Annotated in this window: 17 protein-coding genes; 4 read left to right on the top strand and 13 right to left on the bottom strand. The window is 72.3% G+C overall.

Annotated elements, in window-relative coordinates; genetic code table 11:
• Positions 1–5: 5 nt before the first annotated feature.
• The 11 genes from ACOJV9_RS10015 to ACOJV9_RS09965 all read right to left on the bottom strand — a co-directional run bounded on the left by ACOJV9_RS10015 (position 6) and on the right by ACOJV9_RS09965 (position 11,818).
• Entirely contained in the window at positions 6–1,493 is a 1,488-nt protein-coding gene (locus ACOJV9_RS10015; protein WP_420185059.1) for an MFS transporter, read from the bottom strand.
• The gene (locus tag ACOJV9_RS10010; RefSeq protein WP_420185058.1) at positions 1,490–2,404 is read right to left on the bottom strand and encodes an HhH-GPD family protein; all 915 of its coding nucleotides are present in this window, start codon (positions 2,402–2,404) and stop codon (positions 1,490–1,492) included. Before ACOJV9_RS10010 ends, ACOJV9_RS10015 begins: the two co-directional genes overlap by 4 nt.
• 15 nt (positions 2,405–2,419) lie before the next feature.
• Positions 2,420–3,472, bottom strand: a complete 1,053-nt coding sequence (disA, locus tag ACOJV9_RS10005) for a DNA integrity scanning diadenylate cyclase DisA (protein ID WP_420185207.1) — start codon at positions 3,470–3,472, stop codon at positions 2,420–2,422.
• Between the two features lie 259 nt (positions 3,473–3,731).
• Positions 3,732–5,123, bottom strand: a complete 1,392-nt coding sequence (gene radA / locus ACOJV9_RS10000; RefSeq protein WP_420185057.1) for a DNA repair protein RadA — start codon at positions 5,121–5,123, stop codon at positions 3,732–3,734.
• Between the two features lie 207 nt (positions 5,124–5,330).
• Entirely contained in the window at positions 5,331–5,777 is a 447-nt protein-coding gene (gene rplI, locus ACOJV9_RS09995; RefSeq protein ID WP_420185056.1) for a 50S ribosomal protein L9, read from the bottom strand.
• 34 nt (positions 5,778–5,811) lie between these two features.
• A complete protein-coding gene (rpsR, locus tag ACOJV9_RS09990; protein WP_035904052.1) occupies positions 5,812–6,048 on the bottom strand; it encodes a 30S ribosomal protein S18 in 237 nt (78 codons plus the stop codon).
• Positions 6,049–6,140: 92 nt separating this feature from the next.
• Positions 6,141–6,734: a single-stranded DNA-binding protein gene (locus tag ACOJV9_RS09985; RefSeq protein WP_420185055.1), complete on the bottom strand. Its 594-nt coding sequence runs from the start codon at positions 6,732–6,734 to the stop codon at positions 6,141–6,143.
• Positions 6,735–6,818: 84 nt separating this feature from the next.
• Positions 6,819–7,106, bottom strand: a complete 288-nt coding sequence (gene rpsF, locus ACOJV9_RS09980; protein WP_420185054.1) for a 30S ribosomal protein S6 — start codon at positions 7,104–7,106, stop codon at positions 6,819–6,821.
• A gap of 138 nt (positions 7,107–7,244) precedes the next feature.
• Positions 7,245–8,495, bottom strand: a complete 1,251-nt coding sequence (locus tag ACOJV9_RS09975) for a hypothetical protein (RefSeq protein WP_420185053.1) — start codon at positions 8,493–8,495, stop codon at positions 7,245–7,247.
• A 3-nt stretch (positions 8,496–8,498) separates the two neighbouring features.
• On the bottom strand, positions 8,499–10,730 hold the full coding sequence (locus tag ACOJV9_RS09970) for a transglycosylase domain-containing protein (protein WP_420185052.1): 2,232 nt from the start codon (positions 10,728–10,730) through the stop codon (positions 8,499–8,501).
• Between the two features lie 110 nt (positions 10,731–10,840).
• Positions 10,841–11,818: a helix-turn-helix transcriptional regulator gene (locus ACOJV9_RS09965; RefSeq protein ID WP_420185051.1), complete on the bottom strand. Its 978-nt coding sequence runs from the start codon at positions 11,816–11,818 to the stop codon at positions 10,841–10,843.
• A 104-nt stretch (positions 11,819–11,922) separates the two neighbouring features.
• Between ACOJV9_RS09965 and ACOJV9_RS09960 the strand changes: the two genes are divergently transcribed.
• The 3 genes from ACOJV9_RS09960 (at position 11,923) to ACOJV9_RS09950 (ending at position 14,639) form a co-directional block, all read left to right on the top strand.
• Positions 11,923–12,612: an alpha/beta fold hydrolase gene (locus tag ACOJV9_RS09960; protein WP_420185050.1), complete on the top strand. Its 690-nt coding sequence runs from the start codon at positions 11,923–11,925 to the stop codon at positions 12,610–12,612.
• 252 nt (positions 12,613–12,864) lie between these two features.
• Complete coding sequence (locus ACOJV9_RS09955) at positions 12,865–13,461, top strand: PadR family transcriptional regulator (protein ID WP_420185049.1); 597 nt, start codon at positions 12,865–12,867, stop codon at positions 13,459–13,461.
• A gap of 86 nt (positions 13,462–13,547) precedes the next feature.
• On the top strand, positions 13,548–14,639 hold the full coding sequence (locus ACOJV9_RS09950) for an inositol-3-phosphate synthase (protein WP_420185048.1): 1,092 nt from the start codon (positions 13,548–13,550) through the stop codon (positions 14,637–14,639).
• 107 nt (positions 14,640–14,746) lie between these two features.
• Here the strand turns inward: ACOJV9_RS09950 and ACOJV9_RS09945 are convergent, their stop codons facing one another.
• Complete coding sequence (locus tag ACOJV9_RS09945; RefSeq protein WP_420185047.1) at positions 14,747–15,520, bottom strand: hypothetical protein; 774 nt, start codon at positions 15,518–15,520, stop codon at positions 14,747–14,749.
• Positions 15,521–15,680: 160 nt separating this feature from the next.
• Here ACOJV9_RS09945 and ACOJV9_RS09940 point away from each other — a divergent pair, with 160 nt between their 5' ends.
• Entirely contained in the window at positions 15,681–15,896 is a 216-nt protein-coding gene (locus tag ACOJV9_RS09940; RefSeq protein WP_420185046.1) for a biotin/lipoyl-binding carrier protein, read from the top strand.
• A gap of 12 nt (positions 15,897–15,908) precedes the next feature.
• Here ACOJV9_RS09940 and ACOJV9_RS09935 read toward each other — a convergent pair whose 3' ends face one another.
• Complete coding sequence (locus ACOJV9_RS09935; protein WP_420185045.1) at positions 15,909–22,319, bottom strand: Ig-like domain-containing protein; 6,411 nt, start codon at positions 22,317–22,319, stop codon at positions 15,909–15,911.
• Between the last annotated feature and the right edge of the window lie 83 nt (positions 22,320–22,402).

Raw genomic sequence — 22,402 nt, 5'->3', positions numbered from 1 at the left:
TGCGGTCAGGCGCGGGAGCGGCGGACCTGCACCGAGAGCAGCAGCACCACGACGAGCAGCCCGCTGATCACCCCGAACCCGAGCCGCGGCTCGAGCGGCAGCGCGATGCCGAGCCCCCCGCCGATCACCCAGGCGATCTGGAGGACGGTCTCGGACCAGGCGAACACGCTGGTCCGGACCCTCTCGGTGACGTCCCGCTGGATGATCGCGTCGGTGCTGAGCTTGATGACCTGCGAGCACAGGCCCGCGCAGAGACCGAGGACGAGCAGGGTGAGGAGGGAGTAGGCGAGCGCTGTCGCGAGCGCGGCGCCGACGATGACGAGCAGCGCCGCGGCGACGATGCGGTCGGGGGGCAGCCGGCGGGCGGCGTTGCCCACCACCGTGCCGAGCGCGTTGCCCGCGCCGGCCGCGCCGACGACGAGGGCCAGCACCAGGGTCCCGCTGTAGCCCGGGATCGGGTTCTCCCGCATGAGGAACGCCATGAAGAGCGTGAGGAAGCCGGTGAGCAGCCGGCCTCCCATGGCGCTGACGAGCGCAGCCCGGACCGTGACGGGGAGCGCCAGGACCCGGGCCCGCAGGCGGGCGCCCAGCCCCACGACCCGGCCGGCGGGTTCGCCCGCGCGCACGACGTCGCGCGACGTGGTCGGCGTGGACAGCGGGAGGGTGTCGTCGAGGTCGGCCTCGCCCACCGAGGAGTCGACCCGCGCCGGCAGCAGGACCGCGAGGACGGTGCCCACGACGTAGATGACGAAGGCGAGGCGCAGCGACCACTCGGGTCCGATCCTGGACACCGAGCCGGCGAGGCCACCGCCCACGGCCATGCCGGCCACTCCCGCCAGCGCGATCCGCGAGTTGGCCTTGACGAGGGTGAGGCCGGTGGGGAGCAGCCTCGGGATCGCCGACGACCGGGTCACCCCATAGGCCTTGGACGCGACGAGGCACCCGAGCGCGGCGGGGAACAGCCAGGGCGAGTCCGTCGCCACCGCCCCGGCGAGCACCCAGCAGAGGAAGGCGCGCAGGGCCAGCGTGGTGCCGATGGCCCAGCGGCGGCCCTGCCGGAAGCGGTCGAGCAGGGGACCGATGAAGGGTGCGAGCAGCGCGAACGGCGCCATGGTGAGCAGCAGGAACAGGGCGACCTGCGAGCGAGCCTCGTCGGTCGGGATCGCGAAGATCGTGCCGGCAAGGCTCACGGTCAGGGCGGCGTCGCCGCAGATGTTGACGAAGTGCAGCTCGACGAGGCGCGACAGCCCGCTCTCGCCGGCCCCCGAGGAGCGGGCGAAGTCGCGGGCCCGCTGGGTGCCGGCCCGGCTGCCACGACCGGCGAGGCGGGCGCCTCCGACGGTGGTGCGTCCGAGCGCCCTGAAGGCCTTCGCCGTGCCGGCGCGCACGTGGTAGGGGTCCGGTGGTGGCTTGCGCCCACCCGGTCGCGGCGGCCCGGGGGCCTCGGGCGCGTCGGGGTCGTGCCGCCGCGAGCCCTCGTCTGCGGAGCTCACGCCGAGGCCTCGGTCAGGCCGGGCAGGGCGAACCGGTTCCCCGGCAGCGGCTCGAGCAGCCCGTCCTCGACGAGCCCGGCGATGCAGCGCTCGACCTGCGCCTCGTCATGGGTCGGGGCGAGCTCCGACCGCCGGACGGCAGCCGGACGCTCGCGCAGCGTCTGGAGGATGGCGCCGCGCACCTGCCGGTCGGTGCCGTGCCAGGCCTGACCACGCCGGACCGGTCCGTCGTGTGCCGGCCGGCCGGCGAGCAGCCACGCGCAGCTGCCGCTGACCGGGCAGTCCCCACAGCGGGGGGCCCGGGCGGTGCACACGAGCGCGCCGAGCTCCATGACCGCGACGTTCCAGGTGCTCGCGTCTGCGTCGTCCTCCGGCAGCAGGGCCTCTGCGAGGGCCACCTCGGCGCGGGTCAGGGTCGGCGCGGCCTGGGCGAGAGCGTTCACGATGCGCGCCTCGACGCGACGGACGTTGGTGTCGACGACGACCGAGCGGTCCCCGAACGCGAAGGCCGCGACGGCCGCCGCGGTGTAGTCGCCGATCCCGGGCAGGGCCCGCAGCTCGGCCTGGTCGCGCGGGACCACCCCGTCGTGCCGCTCGACGATGGCGGCTGCGCTCTCGTGCAGGCGCAGCGCGCGTCGTGGGTAGCCGAGCCGGCCCCAGGCCCGCACCACCTCGCCGGGCGACTCGCGGGCGAGGTCGGCCGGGGTCGGCCAGCGCTCCATCCACTCGCGCCAGATCGGCTCCACGCGGGCGACCGGGGTCTGCTGCGACATCACCTCCGACAGCAGCACCCCCCAGGGCGAGCACGCCGGTTGGCGCCAAGCGAGCGGTCGGGAGTGGACGGCATACCAGCGCAGGAGGGTGTGGTGCAGGACGGCGACGTCCGACGGGGCCGGGAGCGCGGCGCTCACGAGGTCAGGCCCGGGTCAGACGTAGCGCTCAAGGATGCTGCTCTCGGCCAGACGCGAGAGCCCCTCTCGCACGAGGCGGGCCCGGCCCTCGCCGACGCCCTCGACGCCCATGAGGTCGTCGACACCGGCGGCGAGCAGCTTCTGGAGGCTGCCGAAGTGCTCGACGAGCCGGTCGACGATGGCGCCCGGCAGCCGCGGGACCTTGCTCAGCATCCGGAAGCCGAGCGGGCTCACCGACGAGTCGAGGGCGTCGCCGCCGACGGGGAACCCGAGCGCCTTGGCACCCGCGACCGGGTCGAGCAGCTCGGTGGCGTCGATGGCGGTGAGGTTGGCGATGGCCTGCGGGAGGTCGGGCTCGCCGCGGGACTCGTGGAGGTAGTCGCGGATCACGAGGCCGAGGTCGTCGGACAGCCCACCGGTCAGCTCCTCGAGCTGGAGGCTGAGCAGGCGACCGTCGGTGCCGAGCTGGAGGACGTAGTCGCTGATCTCGTCCTTGATCCGACGCACCATCTCGAGACGCTGCAGGACGTTGGCCACGTCTCGCACGGTGACGAGGTCCTCGATCTCGAGGGCCGACAGGGTGCCGGTGACCTCGTCGAGGCGCTGCTTGTAGCGCTCCAGCGTCTGCAGCGCCTGGTTGGCGCGCGAGAGGATCTGGCTGGAGTCCTCGAGGACGAAGCGGCTGCCGCCGACGTAGAGGGCGACGATGCGCATCGACTGGCTCACCGAGACGACCGGGAAGCCGGACTGCTTGGCCACCCGCTCGGCGGTGCGGTGACGGGTGCCGGACTCGCTCGTCTCGATGCTCGAGTCGGGCACCAGCTGGGTCGCGGCACGCAGGATCTTGGTGACGTCGCGGTCGCAGACGATGGCGCCGTCCATCTTGGCGAGCTCGCGCAGCCGGGTGGCGGAGAACTCCACGTCCAGCGGGAAGCCGCCGGTGGCGATCTCGTCGATGACCCGGTCGGTGCCCAGGACGATGAGGGCACCGGTGCGGCCACGGAGGATGCGCTCGAGCCCGTCACGCAGCTCGGTTCCGGGCGCGACGGCAGCGAGCGTCGTGCGCATCAGCTCGTCCTCGTGCAGCGGCGTTGCCACGTGGGTCCCTTCGGAGTCGTCCAGGTCAGGTTCCCCCGCCTCGGTCGCGAGTCTAACGGCGCGAGCCGCGGTGCCGGCCCGCCCGTCCGATCACGTCCCGGTCGCGACCGCGGTCGAGTCGTGGCCGGGCCGCTGCCTGATCCGGTTCGCGAACCACTGCGGCATTCGCGAACCGGATCGATCAGGCTGTCGAGCAGCTGAGCGGTTCGCGAACCGGGTGGGGTGCGCTTCAGCGGGCGTGGGCAGGGGCGGCAGACAGGGTCACGGCCTCGAGGACGCTCGACACCTCGAGGACCCGCATCCCGTCCGGCACCGGCCCGCCACCGACGACCCCGGGCGGGACGATCGCGCTGGTGAACCCCAGCCTCGCCGCTTCGGCCAGCCGACGGTGCGACCCCGTGACCGGGCGCAGCTCCCCGGCAAGCCCCACCTCGCCGAAGGCCACCGTGCCCGTCGGCAGGGGCTGGTCGTTGATCGCGCTGGCGAGGGCCAGCGTGATCGCGAGGTCCGCAGCGGGCTCGCTGATCCGGACGCCACCCACGGTGGAGACGAAGACGTCCTTGCGACCGATCGGCGCCTTGGCGCGGGCCCCGAGCACGGCGAGGATCATGCCGACCCGGGCGGAGTCCAGGCCGCTGGTCGCGCGCCGCGGGTTGGGCATCTCGGTCTGGTCGACGAGGGCCTGCACCTCGGTGACGAGCGGGCGACGCCCCTCGAGCGTGACGGTGACGCAGGTGCCGGGGACGGCGGCGGTGCGGTTGGAGAGGAAGAGCCCGCTCGGTTCGGCCAGGCCGGTGATGCCGACGTCGGAGAGGTCGAAGCACCCCACCTCGTCGGTGGGGCCGTAACGGTTCTTGACCGCACGGACCAGACGGAGCCGGCTGTGCCGGTCGCCCTCGAACTGCACGACGACGTCGACGAGGTGCTCGAGCACCCGTGGCCCGGCGATGGAACCGTCCTTGGTGACGTGCCCGACGAGCATCGCGGCGATGCCGCGCGACTTCGCCGTGGCGATGATGCTGGCGGCGACCTCGCGGACCTGCGCGACGTTGCCCGCGGCGCCCTCGACGTCGGCGCTGCTGATGGTCTGCACCGAGTCGACGATGACGAGGTCGGGCTGGACCTGGTCGATCTGGCCGAGCACCGTCGCCAGGTCGGTCTCGGAGGCGAGGAAGAGGGTGCGGGCCATCGCCTCGATGCGCTCGGCGCGGCTGCGCACCTGCGCCGCCGACTCCTCGCCGCTGATGTAGAGGACGCGCCGCTCGTGCCCGGGTTCGCCGCCGCGGGCCGCGCGACCGGCGACGTCGAGGAGCAGGGTCGACTTGCCGATGCCGGGCTCGCCGGCGACGAGCACCACGGCGCCGGGCACCAGCCCGCCGCCGAGCACCCGGTCGAACTCGGAGACGCCCGTGGGGCGTGCCTCCGCCCGGGTCACGTCCACCTCGCCGATCGGGATGGCGGGCCGCTCGACGTTCCTGGCGGCCGTCGTCCTGGCGCTGACCGCGCCGACCTCCGTCACCGACCCCCAGGCCTGGCACTCACCGCACCGACCGACCCACTTGACCGTCGTCCACCCGCACTCCGTGCACCGGTATGCCGGTCGCGTGCCCTTCGCTGCCATGCGCGCCAACCTAGGCGAGCCGACCGACAGCCGGCTGCACGGCATACGAGGTGGGTCCACCCGAGGGAAGGTTGGGGGTGCGGAGGGAACCGAACCCGGACCCTCAACGTCCCCTCATGAGGAGCAAAAGCTGGGGGCGCCGGGCGGGCACGCGACAGCGCCCGGTCCCACGAGGGGAACCGGGCGCTGTCGGTGCGAGCGGGCTCGTCAGCCGGCGACGACGTCGAGCGTCACCTTGGCCTGCACCTCGGGGTGCAGACGGACGAGGGCCTCGTGGGCACCCGTGCTCTTGATCGGGGTCGGGACCTCGATCTTGCGCTTGTCGAGCGTCGTGCCGATCGCGTCCTTGACCGCGGCAGCGATGTCGGCGGTGGAGACGGCACCGAAGAGACGTCCCCCCTTGCCGGCGTGCGCGGGAACCGTGACCGGCTTGGACTCGAGGTTGCCCTTGATGGACTTGGCCTCCTCGAGCGACTTCACCTCGCGGACCTCGCGGCCCTTGGCGAGCGAGTCGACCTGCTTCTGTCCGCCCTTGGTCCACGCCGTGGCGAGGCCGCGACGGAAGAGGAAGTTGCGGGCGTAGCCGTCCTTGACGTCGACGACGTCACCGGCGGTGCCGAGGCTGGAGACCTCGTGCGTGAGAATCACCTTCATTGTTCAGCTCTCCGATCGGTGCAGGGTCGCCGCGTCAGCGGGACGAGCTGGAGTAGGGAAGGAGCGCCATCTCACGCGCGTTCTTGACCGCGTTGGCGATCAGACGCTGCTCCTGGACTGACACGCCGGTCACCCGACGAGCGCGGATCTTGCCGCGGTCGGAGATGAACTTGCGCAGCAGCGCCGTGTCCTTGTAGTCGATGTTCTCGACCTTCGCCGCCTTGAGCGGGTTGGCCTTCTTCTTGGGCTTGCGCACAACTGGCTTGGCCATCGTGGTGCTCTCCTTCTGCTGAGGTCCTCAGCGGATGAGCCCTGGTTGCCCAGGGATGGTGTGGAACGTGTGGGATGTGGTGCTGTGGTCGCTCAGAAGGGGGGCTCGTCGTAGGCCGGGGCGTTGCCCCAGCCTCCCTGAGCACCCTGCTGGCCACCCTGGGGCTGACCACCCTGCGACTGTCCGCCGGCCGGCTGGTTCCAGCTGCCGCCCTGGCCGCCCTGCGCGCCGCCACCCGAAGGTGCCGAGCCGCCGGTCGCCCACGGGTCCTGCTGGCCCCCGCCGCTGTCGCCGCCGAAGCCGCCACCGCCGCCGCCACCGCGCGAGGTCTTGTTGACCTTGGCCGTGGCGTACTTCATCGAGGGGCCGACCTCGTCGACGTCCATCTCGATGACGGTGCGCTTCTCGCCCTCCTTGGTCTCGTAGGAACGAGACTTCAGACGGCCGGTGACGATGACGCGCGTGCCCCTCGCGAGGGACTCGGCGACGTTCTCGGCCGCGTCACGCCAGACCGAGCAGCGCATGAACAGCGTCTCGCCGTCCTTCCACTCGTTGCTCTGCCGGTCGAACGTGCGCGGCGTGGAGGCCACGGTGAAGTTCGCGACGGCAGCACCCGAGGGGGTGAAGCGCAGCTCGGGGTCCCCGGTGAGGTTCCCGACGATCGTGAGGACGGTCTCGCCTGCCATGGATCAGATCCCCTTTGGTCCGGTGCGATGAGGGCGGTGCGTGGTGCCGTGAGGCGGGGTCGGCGTCGAGACGCCGAGGTGGAGTCAGGCAGCGGGACGAAGGAGCTTCGTCCGCATGATCGACTCGTTGAGCCCGAGCTGGCGGTCCAGCTCCTTGGCGGTGGCCGGCTCCGAGGTGAAGTTGACGACGGCGTAGATGCCCTCGGCCTTCTTCTTGATCTCGTAGGCCAGGCGACGGCGGCCCCAGATGTCGACGTTGTCGACGGTGCCCCCGTCCTTGGTGATGACGGTGAGGAACTTGTCGAGCGACGGCTGGACCGTGCGGTCGTCGAGCTCCGGGTCGAGGATGACCATGAGTTCGTACTGACGCATGCGTTAACCCGCCTCCTTCGGTCTGAACGGTCACGGTCTCTCCGTGACAGGAGGGTATGCAGCGCTGCCGACACCGCCGTGGAGTTGTCCACAGGGCACAGGCAACGTGCCCAAGGGTACCGGCAGGACGGCATACGGCTAAATCCGGCCCGACCCCACGTCCACCGCCGGTCCGGGGGCGTTCTCGAGGGTGACGTCCTCGTCGCGGCACAGCTGCGTCGCCACCTGCCAAGCCCGGACCGCGAGGAAGACGACGGCGCCGACGCGCAGGAGCACGGCCACGGCATACCAGCTGCCCGGCAGCGAGCGGTCCGTGTCCTGGAGCCCGCCGAGGTGGAGCCAGACCGCGACGAGATGGACCGCTTCCGCGAGAGCCCACACGAGATGGTCGCGCCACCGCAGGCCGGCCAGCGCCACGAGGGGGACGAGCCACAGCGAGGACTGCACCGGGAACGAGCGCCCGGTGGCGAGCACGACCGCCACGACGAGCAATGCCACGGCGCCGACGGGCGGCGTGCGCGGCGCCCCCAGCGCGAGCACCCCCGCCAGCGCGAGCGCCAGCAGCACCCCGAGCAGCGAGACGGTGGTGAGCACCGACGGCGACCAGGACGCACCCGCCAGGGTCGGGAGGTACCACAGCGAACCCAGACCGGCGGCGTTCTCGAACGAGGCGGACCACGCCCGCGTCAGCGTCGACGGCGAGGTGAGGAGCAGCGGGCCTGCCACGACGACCACCGCCGCCGACGCGCCACCCACGACGCGGACCAGCTCACGCTCGCGACCGGTGCGCCAGGCGTGGAGCGCGACGACGACGAGCAGCAGCACGGGATAGGTCCGTGCCATCAGCCCGGCACCGAGCAGGGCGCCCGCCAGCACCGGGTGCCGGCGGCTCCACGCCCACAGGCCACCGGTGGCGAGCACCACCCCCAGCAGGTCCGGGGAGAGCAGCAGCGTCAGTGCCGCGACCGGCGCGAGGACGACCTGCAGCGGGTCGGCCCCGGGGTGGCCGGGCACCGACAGCACCCACCACGCCATGAGCACGAGCGCGACGACGGCGAGCACGGCCCACACGCCGAGCACCCAGCGCTGGGCGCCCAGGGCACCCTCACCGGGGGCGAGCCCGGCGAGGAGCGACACGACGGCCCCGGTGAGCGGTGGGTGGTCCAGCGGCACGTCCCCCGAGAACCAGGCCGCGACCCCCCGCTGCGCGCCGCTGGTCTGCACCCCGACGGCGAGGTCGGAGTAGCAGAAGCGCCAGAACGGCTCCTGCCCTCCCCACCCCCGGTCCAGGCACGGCGCCTGCTTCCAGAGGGAGGCGAGCACCGGCAGTGCGGCGAGCAGGGCGACGGGGGCGAGTGCTGCGAGCGGTCCACCGCGCCGGGCGGGCACGGCTCAGCCCTGGGGTTCGGTACCGGTCGTGGGTGTCGGCTCCGGCAACGGCGGCAGGGTGGCCGTCGGCTTGCCCGGCTTGGGCCGGGTCGGTTCCGGCGTTGGCGTGGGCTCGGGTGCGACCGTCCGCGTGGGCGTGGGCGTGGGTGTCGGGGTCGGCTCGACGGTGCGGGTCGGGGTCGGGTCCGGCTCCCGGGTCGTCGGGCGCGGCTGGTTGGTGCTGCTGTCGTTCTCCGTGGTGCGCGGCCGCTCGGTCCGCTTCGGCGCGGCGTCCCTGTTGATGTAGGCCGGCTCCGGGAAGTCGAGCTCCTCCATGCCCTCGGTCGCGACTCGCATGTAGTCGGTCCAGATGCGCACCGGGATCGTGCCACCGGTGATCGCGCCCCACCCGGGGACGTCGTCCATCTGGTTCGCCTCCTTGACGGAGCCGTCGCCCTTGTACATCCCGACGGCCGTCGCGAGCTGCGGGGTGAACCCGTCGAACCACGCGGAGTAGTTGTCGCTCGAGGTGCCGGTCTTGCCCGCGGCCTCACGGTCGAGGCGGTCACCGGCGTACTCGCCGCTGCCGCGCTCGACGACCTGCTGCATCGAGTATACGACGTCGGACACGAGGTCCTCGTCGAAGACGCGCTTCGTTGCGGGCTTGGCCTTGTAGTCGAAGGCCTCGTCGGTCGAGGCGACGGCCTTGACGTAGTACGGGGTGGCCCTGACGCCCTTCGCCGCGAGGGTGGCGTAGGCGTTGGCCATGTCGATGACCTTGACGCTGTCGCTGCCGAGCACGTTGGCGAAGTTGGGGTTCAGCTTGGTCGTGATGCCGGCCGCCGTCGCCGCCGCCGCCGTCTTCTGCGGTGTGGCGAGGATGTTGAGCCGGGCGTAGACGGTGTTGACCGAGTCGGCGGTGGCCTCGGGGACGGTCACGCGGCCGTAGTCGCGGTTGTTGAAGTTGCGCACGCCACCGCGCTGGTTGAAGTCGGTCTCGCCCGCCGGGTTCTCGAACTCGTCGAAGTACTGCGGGCTCGAGCCGTCGAAGCTGTTGCGGATGCTGACGTCACCACCCTGGAGGGCGGCGATCAGTGTGAAGATCTTGAACACCGAGCCGGCCTGCATGGTGGCGTCGGTCGCGGTGTTGAACTGGTTCTTGGCGTAGTCGGCGCCCCCGTAGAGCGCCTGCACCGCGCCGTCGCCCGGCTTGATGGACACCAGGCCGACGTTGAGCCCGGCGTAGCCCTTGGGCATCCGCTCGCGGATCGCCTCGACCGCCGCCTGCTGCTTGGGCCGGTCGATGGTCGTCGTGATCCGCAGGCCACCGCTGGAGATGTCGGCCTCGGTGAGCTTGATCTTCCTGGCCAGCTCGTCCTTGACCAGCTGCACGATGTAGCCGTTGGTCCCCCCGGCCGACGGCGGCTTGTACTCGGCGAACTTCGGGAACGTCGCCGCCGCCCGCTGCTGCGGCGTCAGCCAGCCCTGCGCCACCATCGCGTCGAGGATGTAGCTGGAGCGGGTCTGCGCGTTCTTGACCTGCTCCTCGCCCAGGCGCGGGTCGTAGAACGACGGCCCCCGGATGGCCGAGGCGAGGAACGCCCCCTCGGCCGGGGTCAGCTTCGAGACGTCCTTGCCGAAGTAGGCCTTGGCGGCCGTCTGGATGCCGTAGGCCCCGCGGCCGTAGTAGATGGTGTTGAGGTAGTTCTCGAGGATCTCGTCCTTGGACTGCTGGCCGTCGATCTTGACCGAGATGAGGATCTCGCGCGCCTTGCGCTGCAGGGTCCGGTCCTGGCTGAGGAAGTAGTTCTTCACGTACTGCTGCGTGATCGTCGAGCCACCCTGGGTCGCCTGGCCACCCTTGACCGCCACCCAGACGGCCCGGGCGATGCCGGTCGGGGAGATGCCGTTGTTCTTGTAGAAGTTGCGGTCCTCCGCGGCGAGCATGGCCCGCTGCACGTGGACCGGCACCTGCTTGAGCTCGACCGACTCGCGGTTGTACTCGGAGATCCGGGCCAGCTCGGTCTTGCCGTCGGAGTAGTAGACGACCGACGTCTGCGCGGTGGCGACCTCGTTGGGCTTGGGCACGTCGGTCATCGCGTAGGCGACCCCGAGGCCGGCCAGACCGAGCACGAAGAGCGCGAGCAGGGTCCACAGGATCCGCCGCGGCCACCGGCGGCGGGGGCCGCCCTGGGACCTCCGGGAGGGGGTCTCGCGACGGCGAGCCTCGGAGCGGGATCGGGGTGTGGTGCTCATGGAGAACTTTCGGGACGACCGGGTGCGGGCAGGGTGGGACGCCCCTATCACCTCAGGGCGGCCGCATCCAGTATGACGTGCCGAACCTGTATGCCCTGTTCAGGGAACTCTCAGGTGCTTCTCGCGACCGCCGCCGCGAGCTGGGCCGCGACCGCGCGCGCCTCCTCCAACAGGGCGGTCCCGCCCTCGATGCGGAACGCCACGGGGACCCGCGCCAGCCACTCCCTGACGTACATCGCCGGGTTGCTCGTGCTGCCGACGAGCACACACCCGAACGTATGCCGTTCGAGCCGCCCCATGGCCGGGTGCACCCACCGCTCGACGTCCTCCGGGGCGGCCTCGAGGACGACCCGGGTCTCGTGCTCCCAGCCGATGCCGAGGTGCTCCTCGAGCGAGGCGACCGGGTCGAGGTCGGAGGGCGGCTCGAACGGCGCCTCGAGCGTGACGACCTCGCGGACCCGGTCGATCCGGTAGGTGCGCACGGCCGCGGCCCGGTGCGAGCGGCACAGCAGGTACCACCGCGTGTGGCGGACGACGACGGCCCAGGGGTCAGTGACGTCCTGCCAGGTCGACCCCGACTCGCTCGCGTAGGTGAGGCGCACCTGTCGCTGCCGGGCGCTCGCGGACACGAGCGCACTCGTCGTCGTGGGGTCCGGTCGGCTGGGGTACCGGTCCGGGGTGGCGCAGGCGTGGTCTCGCAGCGCGGTGGCCTCACGGGCGGCGCCTCGCGGCAGGGCGCGGACCACCTTGTCGAGCGCCGAGCCGACGTCGTCCTCGCCGCCCGACGTGGCGGCGCTCGGGTGGCTGTCGATGACGGCCATGACGAGGCTCAGCGCCTCGGTCTCGGTGAAGACGACCGGCGCGAGCGCCGCTCCACGCCCGATTGCATAGCCCCCGTGCGGTCCGCGCGTCGACACCACGGGTATGCCGGCCTCCCGCAGGATCGCAATGTGCCGTCGCGTGGCCCGCTCGCTCACCCCGAGTCGGCGGGCCAGCTCGCCGGCGGTGACCCCGGGCCGGTTCTGGAGGATCTCGAGGGTGCGCAGCGCCCGCGCGGTGGGGCTGGTCTCGGACGTCCCGGAGCTCACCCCGACACGGTGGCACGCGGGACGGCATACCGGAAGGGGTTCGTCCGGAACACCTCCTACGGTGGGGCCGCAACGCGACCTGACCAGCAGCGAAGGAGATCGACATGCACCTCGTCCTCATCGGTGGGCTCTGGCTCGACGGATCGGCGTGGGACGCCGTCGTCCCGGAGATCGAGGCCCTCGGCCACACGGCTGTCCCGGTCACGCTGCCCGGTCAGGGGGACGGGTCGGCGCGGGCGACGTTCGAGGACCAGGCCGCCGCCGTGGTCGCTGCCGTGGACGCCGCGCCCGAGGACGTCGTCGTCGTGGGCCACTCGGCCGCCTCGACCCTGGCGTGGGTCGCCGCCGACGCCCGGCCGGACCGGACCGCCGCCGTCGTCTTCATCGGGGGCTACCCGGTCGAGGACGGCCAGGCGTACGCGGACTTCTTCGAGCCGACCGGCGACGCCGTGCCGTTCCCCGGCTGGGAGACGTTCGCCGGACCCGACTCCGACGACATGGACGACGAGGCGAAGGCGCGCTTCGACGCCCTCGCGGTCCCCGTGCCCGTCGCGGTGACGCGTGGCGTGGTCCACCTGCGGGACGAGCGGCGCTACGGCATCCGCTCGGTGCTGGTCTGCCCGGAGTTCTCACCGGCGCAGGCGCAGGAGTGGATCGACAGTGGCGACGTGCCCGAGCTGGCCCGCATCGCCGAGCTCGAGCTGGTCGACATCGACTCCGGGCACTGGCCGATGTTCACCCAGCCACGGCGCCTGGCCGAGCTCCTCGTGGAGGCGGTCCCCAGCCTGCGCTGACGTCCTCGTTGTGCGCTGTGCACTGCGGCGCTGGGCCGCAGCAGTGCACAGCCAGACTCTGCACTGCTGCGCTTGGCTGCAGCACTGCACAGGGGGACTCTGCACTGCTCTGATGGGGCGCAGCAGTGCACAGCGGGGTCAGGGGTCGCTGCGTGCGGTGACATGTATCGGGCCGATATAACTCTCAGGTACAGTGCGGGTGACAAAGGCTGAGTTTGTCAGTCAGGCCCGCGGCGGACGAGAGGTGACGGCATGAGCAAGCGCTCCGAGCTGCTCGACTTCGCCCTCCTCGGGCTCCTCCACGACGGCCCCACCCACGGCTACGAGCTGCGCCGCCGGCTCAACGAGGCCCTCGGGGCGTTCCGGGCGCTGTCGTACGGCACCCTCTACCCGGCGCTGTCGGGCCTGCTCGACCGGGGCCTCATCGCCCAGCAGCCGTCGTCCGTGCCACCGGCCCTGCGCCCCGGGTCAGCGCCGTCGGGCCGCTCCCCCGGTCGCAACCGGATCGTCTACGAGATCACCATCGCGGGCAAGGAGGCGTTCGAGGAGGCGGCTCGACGCACCGACACGGCCGCGTACGACGACGACGGCTTCGGCGTCCGCCTGGCCTTCTTCGCCCGCACCGAGGCCGACGTCCGCATGCGCATCCTCGAAGGACGGCGCTCACGGGTGCAGGAGCAGCTCGAGACCGTGCGCCGCAACGCCGGCCGCGGTCGCGAGCGCCTCGACTCGTGGACGGCCGCCCTGCAGCGCCACGGCGAGGAGAGCACGGAGCGCGAGGTCCGCTGGCTCACCGAGCTCATCGACGCCGAGCGCCGACATCCCACCGACCCCGGCCCCCAGCCCTGAGGCCGGCCGCCTGACCACCACCGCCACCCGGAACCCGCGGGACGAACGGCACCACAGCACCACCACATCACCGAAGGAGCACCACCATGGGATCGATCCGCGTCGCCATCGTCGGCGTCGGCAACTGCGCGAGCTCGCTCGTGCAGGGAGTCGAGTACTACAAGGATGCTGACGCCACCGCGACAGTGCCCGGCCTCATGCACGTCACATTCGGCGACTACCACGTCAGCGACGTGGAGTTCGTCGCCGCGTTCGACGTCGACGACAAGAAGGTCGGCAAGGACCTCTCCGAGGCCATCAACGCCTCCGAGAACAACACGATCAAGATCGCCGACGTCCCCACCACGGGCGTCGAGGTCCAGCGCGGGCACACCCTCGACGGCATCGGCAAGTACTACGCGCTGACCATCGACGAGTCCCCCGCCGCACCGGTCGACGTCGTCCAGGTGCTCAAGGACGCCCGCGTCGACGTGCTCGTCTCCTACCTTCCGGTGGGCTCCGAGGAGGCCGACAAGTTCTACGCGCAGTGCGCCATCGACGCCAAGGTGGCCTTCGTCAACGCCCTGCCGGTCTTCATCGCCTCCGACCCCGAGTGGGCCCAGAAGTTCGAGGACGCCGGCGTCCCGGTCATCGGTGACGACATCAAGAGCCAGGTCGGTGCGACCATCACGCACCGCGTCATGGCCAAGCTGTTCGAGGACCGCGGCGTGACGCTGGACCGTACCTACCAGCTCAACGTGGGCGGCAACATGGACTTCAAGAACATGCTCGAGCGCGAGCGCCTCGAGTCCAAGAAGGTCTCCAAGACCCAGGCCGTCACCTCGAACCTCACCGGTTCGCTGGCCGGCCTCACGGACAGCCGCAACGTGCACATCGGCCCGTCCGACTACGTCGCGTGGCTCGACGACCGCAAGTGGGCCTACGTCCGCCTCGAGGGTCGCGCCTTCGGCGACGTGCCGCTGAGCCTGGAGTACAAGCTCGAGGTCTGGGACTCCCCCAACTCGGCGGGCATCATCATCGACGCCATCCGTGCGGCGAAGATCGCCAAGGACCGCGGCATCGGCGGCGCCCTGCTGTCGGCGTCGTCCTACCTCATGAAGTCCCCGCCGGAGCAGCGTCCCGACGACCTCGGTCGCGAGAAGCTCGAGGCGTTCATCGCGGGCACCGAGGAGCGCTGACCCAGCCGCTTCCCGCTCGACTCCTTGCCCACGGACCACCGCCGGGCCCCCTTGTCGGGGGTCCGGCGGTGGTCTGCGGGCACGCAGTGAGGAGGAGTCGGGGGGCCTCAGGCGGCGGTGAGGACGACGACGGCACCGGTCGTCGTGGTGCAGCGCACCGGCTCGCCGCCGTCGCAGGTGAGCGAGTACCACTTCTCGGTGACCGGGCTGAAGGCCCGCAGGCTCGTCGCATCGCTCGGCGTCCCGGCCTTGCGGTATGCCGTCCGCACGGCTCCCGCGAACGCGCACGACGTCCGCTCGGTGCCGGCATAGGCGGTCGCGACGGCGTCGTCGCCGATCCTCGAGCAGCGAGTCGCGTCGGCTGGCACCGACCCCGCGGCGTCCGACGAGGACTCGGGCGACGGCTCGGGCGAGGCCGACGCCGACGGTGAAGGCGCTGAAGGCGTCGGCGATGGCGTCGTCGTGGCGCTGGGCGAGGCGGCATCCGGCACCGCCTCCTCCTCGACCGGGGCGGTGGCGGGGACGCGGGCCGGGGCGCCGGCGGCCACGCCCGGCTCCCCGGACCCGGTCAGCCGGGTGAGGGCGAACGTGCCGATGACGGTGAGCACGAGGAAGGTCGCCAGCATCGCGACGATGCTCCCCCGCGAGTGCGACGGTGTGGGGCTCGGCGGGTCGGTGGCGGCGAGGCTCGTCGGCGCCGTCTCCACGCGCGGCAGCTCGGCCGTCCGGTCCAGGGGAGCCGGCTCCGCGTCACGGCGCGGGACCGGCGGCAGGTCGGTGCCGACACCGAGCACGGACCCGAGCTCGACCCGGGAACCGCACCGCGAGCAGTACGCGGCGTCAGGGGCGAGCGAGGTTCCGCACGAGCGGCAGGGCGGCATGGCAGCGTCCTTCGGGATGGGGCCGGCACCCGCGGGGGTGCCCGATCAAGCCGTCCACGCTAACGGCGACTCCCCCGGAACGTCGAAACGTGCACGTCATGGGGGCGGGCCGGCATACGGAAGTCAGGGTTACCCGTGCGTAGTCGGTACGGTTCGGCGTATGCCGCACCACGTCGTCTCGGACCTCGTCGCCAACGTCCTCAGCATCGCCGTCCATGTCGGGGACACCGTCGAGGTGGGCGCAGAGGTCGCGCTGCTCGAGTCCATGAAGATGGAGATCCCCGTGCTCACCGAGGAGGCCGGCACGGTGACCGAGGTCAAGGTCGAGGTCGGCGACGTCGTCCAGGAGGGCGACATCCTCGCGGTCATCGCCTGACCGCCACTCCCGTCACCACGCGACCCACGGTGACAGCACCGTCTGCCCGCCACGGACGAGCTTGATCCGGGCGTTGCCAACGAGCGCCTTGTCGAAGACGCAGTAGCCGCCCCACGAGTACCCCGCTCCGGCCGGCCCGACGTTGACCGGTGAGCCGCTGGTGAAGTCGCTGGCGTTGGGCGACGAGTGCTGGCAGGTGATGGTCCACGACGTGTTGCCGGGGAAGTTGCGGATGTCGAAGTCCATCTTCGGGCACCCGCCCGCGCAGCTCCCCGTGCCAGTGCCGGTGCCGTTGGAGCGGACGTTGTAGATCTCGGGGTCCGGCGGCGGTGGCGGGTCGACGGTCGTGGCCCGGCGGGGGCCGGCCGGGTCGCTCCAGCCGGCCACGCTGTGGGCCCGGACCTCGAGCTCGCGCGTCGTGGAGAAGTCGAACGTCTGGCTGTGGCGCTGGCGACCGTCCGGCGCCCGCCAGCCGCGGCCGTCGTTGAGCCGGATCTGCACGTCGTCGATCGGCCGGCCGTTGGTCCGCAGGTCCCACGTCCAGGTGATCGTGCGACCGTCCACCGCGACCGCGAGGTTGTTGGGGGACAGCGTCGGGCCGTAGGGCTGGACCTGGTTGCTCGTCGCCTCGCTGGACTCGCGGCCGCCGGTGTTGACCGTCCGCACCTTGACGGTCAGCGGGTCGATCCCCATGGTGGGCAGCGTGAACGTCACCGTCGAGCCTGGCGCGCAGCCGCAGGCGTAGGTCCCCGAGCGGCCACCGCCACGCCAGCGGATGGCCTGGAAGGCTCCGGCGCGCGGCTGGCCGACCGCCACGTTCACCACGACGGCCTTGTTCGCGCGCGGCGTCTCGGCGCTGACGGACGGGTTCGACGGCACCCCCACGGAGGTGTAGGTCGCCACGTTGGCCTTGGCCGACTCGATGTCGGCGCCGTTGGTCGCGGTGACGGTGTAGCCGTAGCGGCGGCCGTCGTAGGGGATGGTGTCGGGCAGGCTGCGCGTCTGCGCGCCGACGGTGCCGATCAACGTCCAGCCGCCGTCGTCGACGTTGCGGAACACCTGGTAGGACTTCAGCGGCGGACCGTTGGGGCGGGTGGCCTCCCAGCTCACCGTGAGCGACTCGGAGTCGTAGGCCGCGCCCGGTCCGCGTGGGGCGAGGCTGATCCCGCCGACGGCCGGGGGCGTGCCCGCCGACTGCATCTCGACGGAGGGCCCGAACGGACCGGCGCCGGCCTTGTTCCACGCCTGGACCGAGACCGAGTACGGCACCTCGTTGTTGAGCCCCGACACCGACTGCTGGGTCGCCCCGGCCGCCGCCTGCACCGACACCGACGAGGCGCCCGAGGAGGTCGGCACGAGCCGGACGACGTACTTGGTGATGGCCGACCCCTTGTTGGGGGCCGGTGACCAGCCGACGACGAGCGAGCCGTCACCGCGGGTGACCATGCGGACGCCGCTCGTGGCCTCGGGCTTGGTGTCGGGCTGCACGACGTTGCTCGCCGCGCTCGGCGGGCTGTCGCCCACGCCGTTGGTCGCGACCACGGTGAAGGTGTAGTCGGCGCCGTTGGTCAGGCCCGGGATCGTGCACGGCGACGACGAGCACTCGCGGACGTCGGAGCTGCCTCCGGTCCAGCGCACCCGGTAGGAGGAGATGGGAAGGCCGCCGTCGTAGGCCGGGGCCGACCAGGACACACGGGCCTGGCCGCCGGCGATGCGGTCCGCGATGGCCGAGACGTTGGTCGGGGCGCCCGGCCTGCCGCGCATCGTCACGGTCACCCGGCCCGCCGCCTGGCGGCCTGGCCCGTCGGAGACGAGCAGCGAGATCGTCGCCCGGGGAGACGGCTGCGTCGTGGCGGTGAGGGTGAGGGTGCAGCCGGACCGGGCGACGGTGATGCCCGACCCGCTCTCGAGGCCGGCGGCGAGGATGTCGCAGCCCGGCTCGGCCAGCGGCGAGTCGAGGTAGCGACGGACGTCGACGGCCTGGGACTCACCCTCGTCGAGGCCGTCGACGGCGATCGGCCGCATCCGGGGCGGACCCAGGGCGGACTCGTCCTTGGCGTCGGCCGTCCGCGTCAGGGCGATCGACTCGTCCTCGGGGGTGTTCGGGTCGTCCTTGGCGGCGGGACGGCCGATGACGCGCACCTCGATGGAGGCGGGTGGCATCTTGGGCGACCTGACGGCGATCCGGCCACGTCCGGAGACCGCGTCGCCGTCGGCGCGCACCGCCACCAGGCGACCACCGGTCTGGCTCTGCTCGAGGTCGGCGCCGTCGGCCCGCGGCGCCCACTCGGCACCGAACTCGACCTCGTCGAGGCTCATGCCGAGCGGCAGCCACGCCCGGCAGTACGTCGGGATGTCCACCTCGCGCTCGCGCCCACCGGCGAGCACGACGAGCGGCGCCTCGGGACACCGCAGCAACGGCACCTTGGGGCCGACCTGGATGGGGATCGAGACGTATGCCGTCCGCGCATCGCGGTCGTCCGCCTGCTCCTGGTCGCTCACCTCGAGCATGAGGGCGCCGGGGCCGATGTAGCCGCCGCGGGAGGTCAGCGTGACCGCGTCGCGCCCGTCCACCCGCGCGGCGAGACTGCTCGAGGGCGACACCGACACGGTGGCGGCAGCGGTGATGCCCACCGAGCGCCCTCGTGGGGACTTCACGAAGGCGTCCAGCGAGATGGTCCTGCTCGAGTCCTGGTCCATCTCGATGAGGGCGGCCTCGACGACGAAGGGCGCGCCCTTGTCGCCGGCCGGGACGAAGACCAGGGCCATGGCCCTGGCGCCGTCCTCGTCCTCGACGACGTAGGGGACGGTGTGCGCGTGCTCGAGGATCTTCACGCGCACCTTGCCGGCCTCGACGCTGCCCTGCGGGGAGAGGACCTGGGTGACCCTGAGGGTCGCAGGGTCGGAGTCGATGTCGGTGTCGTTGACCAGCACGTCGACGAGGGCGGTGCTCTCACCGGCGGCCGGCTTGGCGACGTCGTCCTGCGCGATCGGCGGGTTGACGTGCCCGGGGACGCCGCGGACGAGGACGCTCGTGCGGGAGGGGTCGAAGATGCCGTTGTCGATGCCGTAGACGAACTGCTGCGCCGGCTGGTCGGCCGCCGGGGCGATCGTGCTGACGGTGTTGTCCTCGTCGTCCACCTGCCACTGCCTGAGGGTGGCAGAGGGGTTGAGCTCCTTCCAGGTGAGGTCGACCGCGTCGCCACGGGCCACGAGGTCGTTGCGCAGGACGTAGGAGGTCACCCGCTTGCCGGGGGCGGCGACGGCCTCGTCCTCGACGGCCACCGGCGGCTGGGGGTCGCCCGGACGCACGACGCCCACCCGCACGAAGGCCTGGCTCGTCGCACCGAAGCGGTCCTGCACCTCGTAGCGGATCAGCTCGGTGCCCGCCGCACCCGGGTAGCCCTCGTAGCGGATCGTCGAGGGCCCCACCGACACGACCCGGCCATGGACGAGGTCCAGGGCGTCGGCGTCCTTGCCGACGATCCCCCGCAGCGTGACCGAGTCACCGTCGGGGTCGACCCCCGTCGCGGGGATGGTCAGCGTCACGGACTCACCGGCGGTGACCGACCCGGCGAAGCTGCGCGCGATCGGCGCCTGGTTGGGCGTGGCACGGGAGGGCAGGGGCATGACGGTGACCGTGAGGCGGCCGGTCTTCGCCGACTCGGGCGACCCCTCGGCGTGGGCGGCGTACTCGATGACGACGTCCTGGGGTGCCACCAGCCCCTTGGCCTGCGGGACGAAGCGCACGAGGTTGCCCGACGCGAAGGCGTTGGGCTCCTCCGCGCCGCCGTCCACGACGCTCACGCTGCCGGGGTCGAGCACGAGGGGGATGCCGTCGGCCATCGTGTCGTTGTCGAGCACGGGCACCGAGACGCTGTCGCCCTCACGGACCACGGCGCGGTCGTCCTCGACCGTCGGGGCGGCTCCGGCGACCGGCGGACGCTGCACGACGTTGATGACGCCGGTGGTGCGCTTGGTGCCGTCGCTGATGGAGTACTGGACGACACCCTGACGGCTTCCGGCCCCACTGACGGGCGAGGGCTCGAGGGCCTCGATGCGCACCCAGCGGCCCTGGTAGATCGTCGGCCGCAGCCAGGTGTTCTCGCCGTCCACCGAGGCGCTCTGGGTGACGACGACGTCGGCGCGCGGGCTGTAGTCGTTGGCGAGGACGTCGACCATGCTGGGTGCCTGGTCGCGCACCGTGGCGCTGTCGGGGACGGCGACCGGGGGCGCCTCGGGGTCGGCCGGCTCGACGACGTCGACCCGGATGCGGCCCGGCGTGACCGTCCCGCCGGACTGCGCGGCATACGCGAGCTCGCTCGTCCCGAGACCGTTGGGCGTGATGGTCACCACGCCGGTCGTGAGGTTGGAGTCGACGTCGAGCGCACCGGAGGGCAGCACCTCACCGGCGAGACGCATGCGGGCATCCGGGTCACCGGGGTCGGCGCCGGGGATGTCGTTGCCGAGCGGCTCGATCTGGACCGGCTTGCCGAGCACGGCGCGGATGACGTCGGGCTGGGTGCGCGGGGCCACGGCGTTGGGCTGTGCGAGGTCGAGGACCGTGAGGTCGACGTCGCCCCTCGTGCTCGCGGTGCCGTCGGTGACGGCGTAGGGCACCGAGGCGGGGCCGGGCTTCGGCGGTGCGACGATGCCGACGCGGCGCTGGCCGTCGATGACCGTGCTCGCGTCGACCGACTCGACGGTCAGCGAGTCGCTCTCGCCGTCACGCCAGTCGCCGAGGACGGAGGCGGCGACCCGGCCACCGGCGACGACGGGGTATGACAGGTTGGCGAGGTCGGCGCGGCCCTCCCGCAGCCTGGGCGGGGTGTTGACCTCCTCGCCGACGACGGTGAGGACCACCCTGGCGGTGCCCTTGGTCTTGGCCTTGCCGTTGCTCACCTTGTAGGAGAACGTGATCGTCGACGTCGACGGCCTGGCGGGCACGGTCACGTCCACGGTCTGCCCGTCGGACGAGACGGTGGCCCGCACGTCCGTGGCGCTCGGGGCCGTGAGGTCCCTGGGGTCGATGGCGAGGATCGAGCCCTTGGCGTCGGTGTCGTTGTCGAGCGGGTAGATCTTGCTCGTGCGACCGGCGCGCACCCGGAGGTTGTCGGGCATCGCCCTGGGCGGCTGGCTCACCTGTTGGTCGTCGACGACGTTCTCGTCCTTCTTGTCGTTGTCGTCGTCCTTCTTCGTGGGCGGGATGAGCGAGTCCCAGTTGTCGATCTTCTGCTTCGTCGAGTCGAGGTCCCAGACGTCGCCGGTGTCGAGCTGGTTGAGCACGATGTTGCCGCGGTTGACGCGGACGGCCACGCCGTCGCGCACGATGCCCTTGCTCGGCGCACCGACCGCGCCGGCCGCCACCGCGTCGGTGCGCCCGCAGTTGGCGCCGTAGAACACGTTGCCGGTCTCGGCCCAGGCCGCGTGCAGGCAGCCGCGCAGGACGACCGGGCGGGCGAGCATCGGCGGCTCGACGGCCCGGTTGACCTGCTCGCGCACCTCGACCCCGCCGGCGCCCTCGCCGCCGTCGAGACGGACCGGTCGAGCGGTGACGGTGTTGGCGATGACGACCGAGTCGGCGTCCGGTCCCGGTTGCTGGAGGGCGGCGTATGCCGGCCCGTCGCCGAGCGCTGCCCCCGCGCCGACCGGCTCGTCGCGCCCCTCGACGTGCAGCTCGTCCTTGACCGGGTCGTAGGCCACCCACCGGTCCCCGACGGCGGTGAGGTCGAGCATCCCTGCGCGGACGGGGGACGCGGTGGTCACCGGCTTGCCGAGCCCTCCGCCGGCCGCCGGGATGGTGACGACCCGTCCGGTGGCGCCGCTGATGGCGACGACGGAACCGTGCACGTCGACGGTCACGGACGCGTTGGCGCCGACCGTCGCGAGCGGCTTGGCGGTGGAGCCGACGTCCTGGAGGGACTCCACGCCCTCACGGGTGTCGACGCGCTGCGCCCAGACCTTGCCCGTCTTCGGGTCGACCGTGGCGATCGTCCCCCCGCGGAGGTCGACCGTGGCCGGGGTGAAGCGCCCCGGGGTGCTCGGCAGCGGGGCCGGTGCGGCGACGCCGGACTCCTGGGAGGTGGCCGTGCGGACGTCGATGGGCAGGAGGGTGTTGCCGGTGGCCACCCCGACGACCGCCGCGCCGTCCTGCAGGACGTCGACCCTCGACCCGTCGGCCAGGGCCGTCGAGACCCCGGCGTCGAGCTGGCGGGCCTGGGTGTTGAGGCGCCCGAACTTCGCCTGGGCCGAGGACGAGACCCACACGCCGCCGTCGCCGACGTCGGCCTCGTGGACGGTGGAGCCGTTGCTGGTCATCGCGGCATACGTCAGGAGGGACGCCGCAATGGCGACGACCCCCACGGAGGCGACCCCCCGACGTCCGCGGGGCGCGACAGCGACCCGACGTGGTGCCTGCTTCATGACCCGACCCCGCTCCAGTGGGCGGTCCCACCCCCACCCCGACGGCGCCCAGTTTCGCATGCCGCGGCGTCGTTGGGCAGGGG

This window comes from Knoellia terrae, assembly GCF_048606435.1.
Taxonomy (GTDB): domain Bacteria; phylum Actinomycetota; class Actinomycetes; order Actinomycetales; family Dermatophilaceae; genus Knoellia; species Knoellia terrae.
The sequence above is the reverse complement of the archived record's forward strand: the minus strand, read 5'-3'. Positions and strand labels throughout refer to the sequence as shown.

What these genes read in the sequence shown, in the direction of transcription:
- ACOJV9_RS09955 (WP_420185049.1), top strand. Translation starts at nt 12,865, where the DNA reads ATGAGCAAGCGCTCCGAGCTGCTCGACTTCGCCCTCCTCGGGCTCCTC.
- rpsR (WP_035904052.1), bottom strand. Translation starts at nt 6,048, where the DNA reads ATGGCCAAGCCAGTTGTGCGCAAGCCCAAGAAGAAGGCCAACCCGCTC.
- ACOJV9_RS09950 (WP_420185048.1), top strand. Translation starts at nt 13,548, where the DNA reads ATGGGATCGATCCGCGTCGCCATCGTCGGCGTCGGCAACTGCGCGAGC.
- disA (WP_420185207.1), bottom strand. Translation starts at nt 3,472, where the DNA reads ATGCGCACGACGCTCGCTGCCGTCGCGCCCGGAACCGAGCTGCGTGAC.
- radA (WP_420185057.1), bottom strand. Translation starts at nt 5,123, where the DNA reads ATGGCAGCGAAGGGCACGCGACCGGCATACCGGTGCACGGAGTGCGGG.
- ACOJV9_RS09940 (WP_420185046.1), top strand. Translation starts at nt 15,681, where the DNA reads ATGCCGCACCACGTCGTCTCGGACCTCGTCGCCAACGTCCTCAGCATC.
- ACOJV9_RS09960 (WP_420185050.1), top strand. Translation starts at nt 11,923, where the DNA reads ATGCACCTCGTCCTCATCGGTGGGCTCTGGCTCGACGGATCGGCGTGG.
- ACOJV9_RS09945 (WP_420185047.1), bottom strand. Translation starts at nt 15,520, where the DNA reads ATGCCGCCCTGCCGCTCGTGCGGAACCTCGCTCGCCCCTGACGCCGCG.
- ACOJV9_RS09935 (WP_420185045.1), bottom strand. Translation starts at nt 22,319, where the DNA reads ATGAAGCAGGCACCACGTCGGGTCGCTGTCGCGCCCCGCGGACGTCGG.
- ACOJV9_RS09970 (WP_420185052.1), bottom strand. Translation starts at nt 10,730, where the DNA reads ATGAGCACCACACCCCGATCCCGCTCCGAGGCTCGCCGTCGCGAGACC.
- ACOJV9_RS09985 (WP_420185055.1), bottom strand. Translation starts at nt 6,734, where the DNA reads ATGGCAGGCGAGACCGTCCTCACGATCGTCGGGAACCTCACCGGGGAC.
- rplI (WP_420185056.1), bottom strand. Translation starts at nt 5,777, where the DNA reads ATGAAGGTGATTCTCACGCACGAGGTCTCCAGCCTCGGCACCGCCGGT.
- rpsF (WP_420185054.1), bottom strand. Translation starts at nt 7,106, where the DNA reads ATGCGTCAGTACGAACTCATGGTCATCCTCGACCCGGAGCTCGACGAC.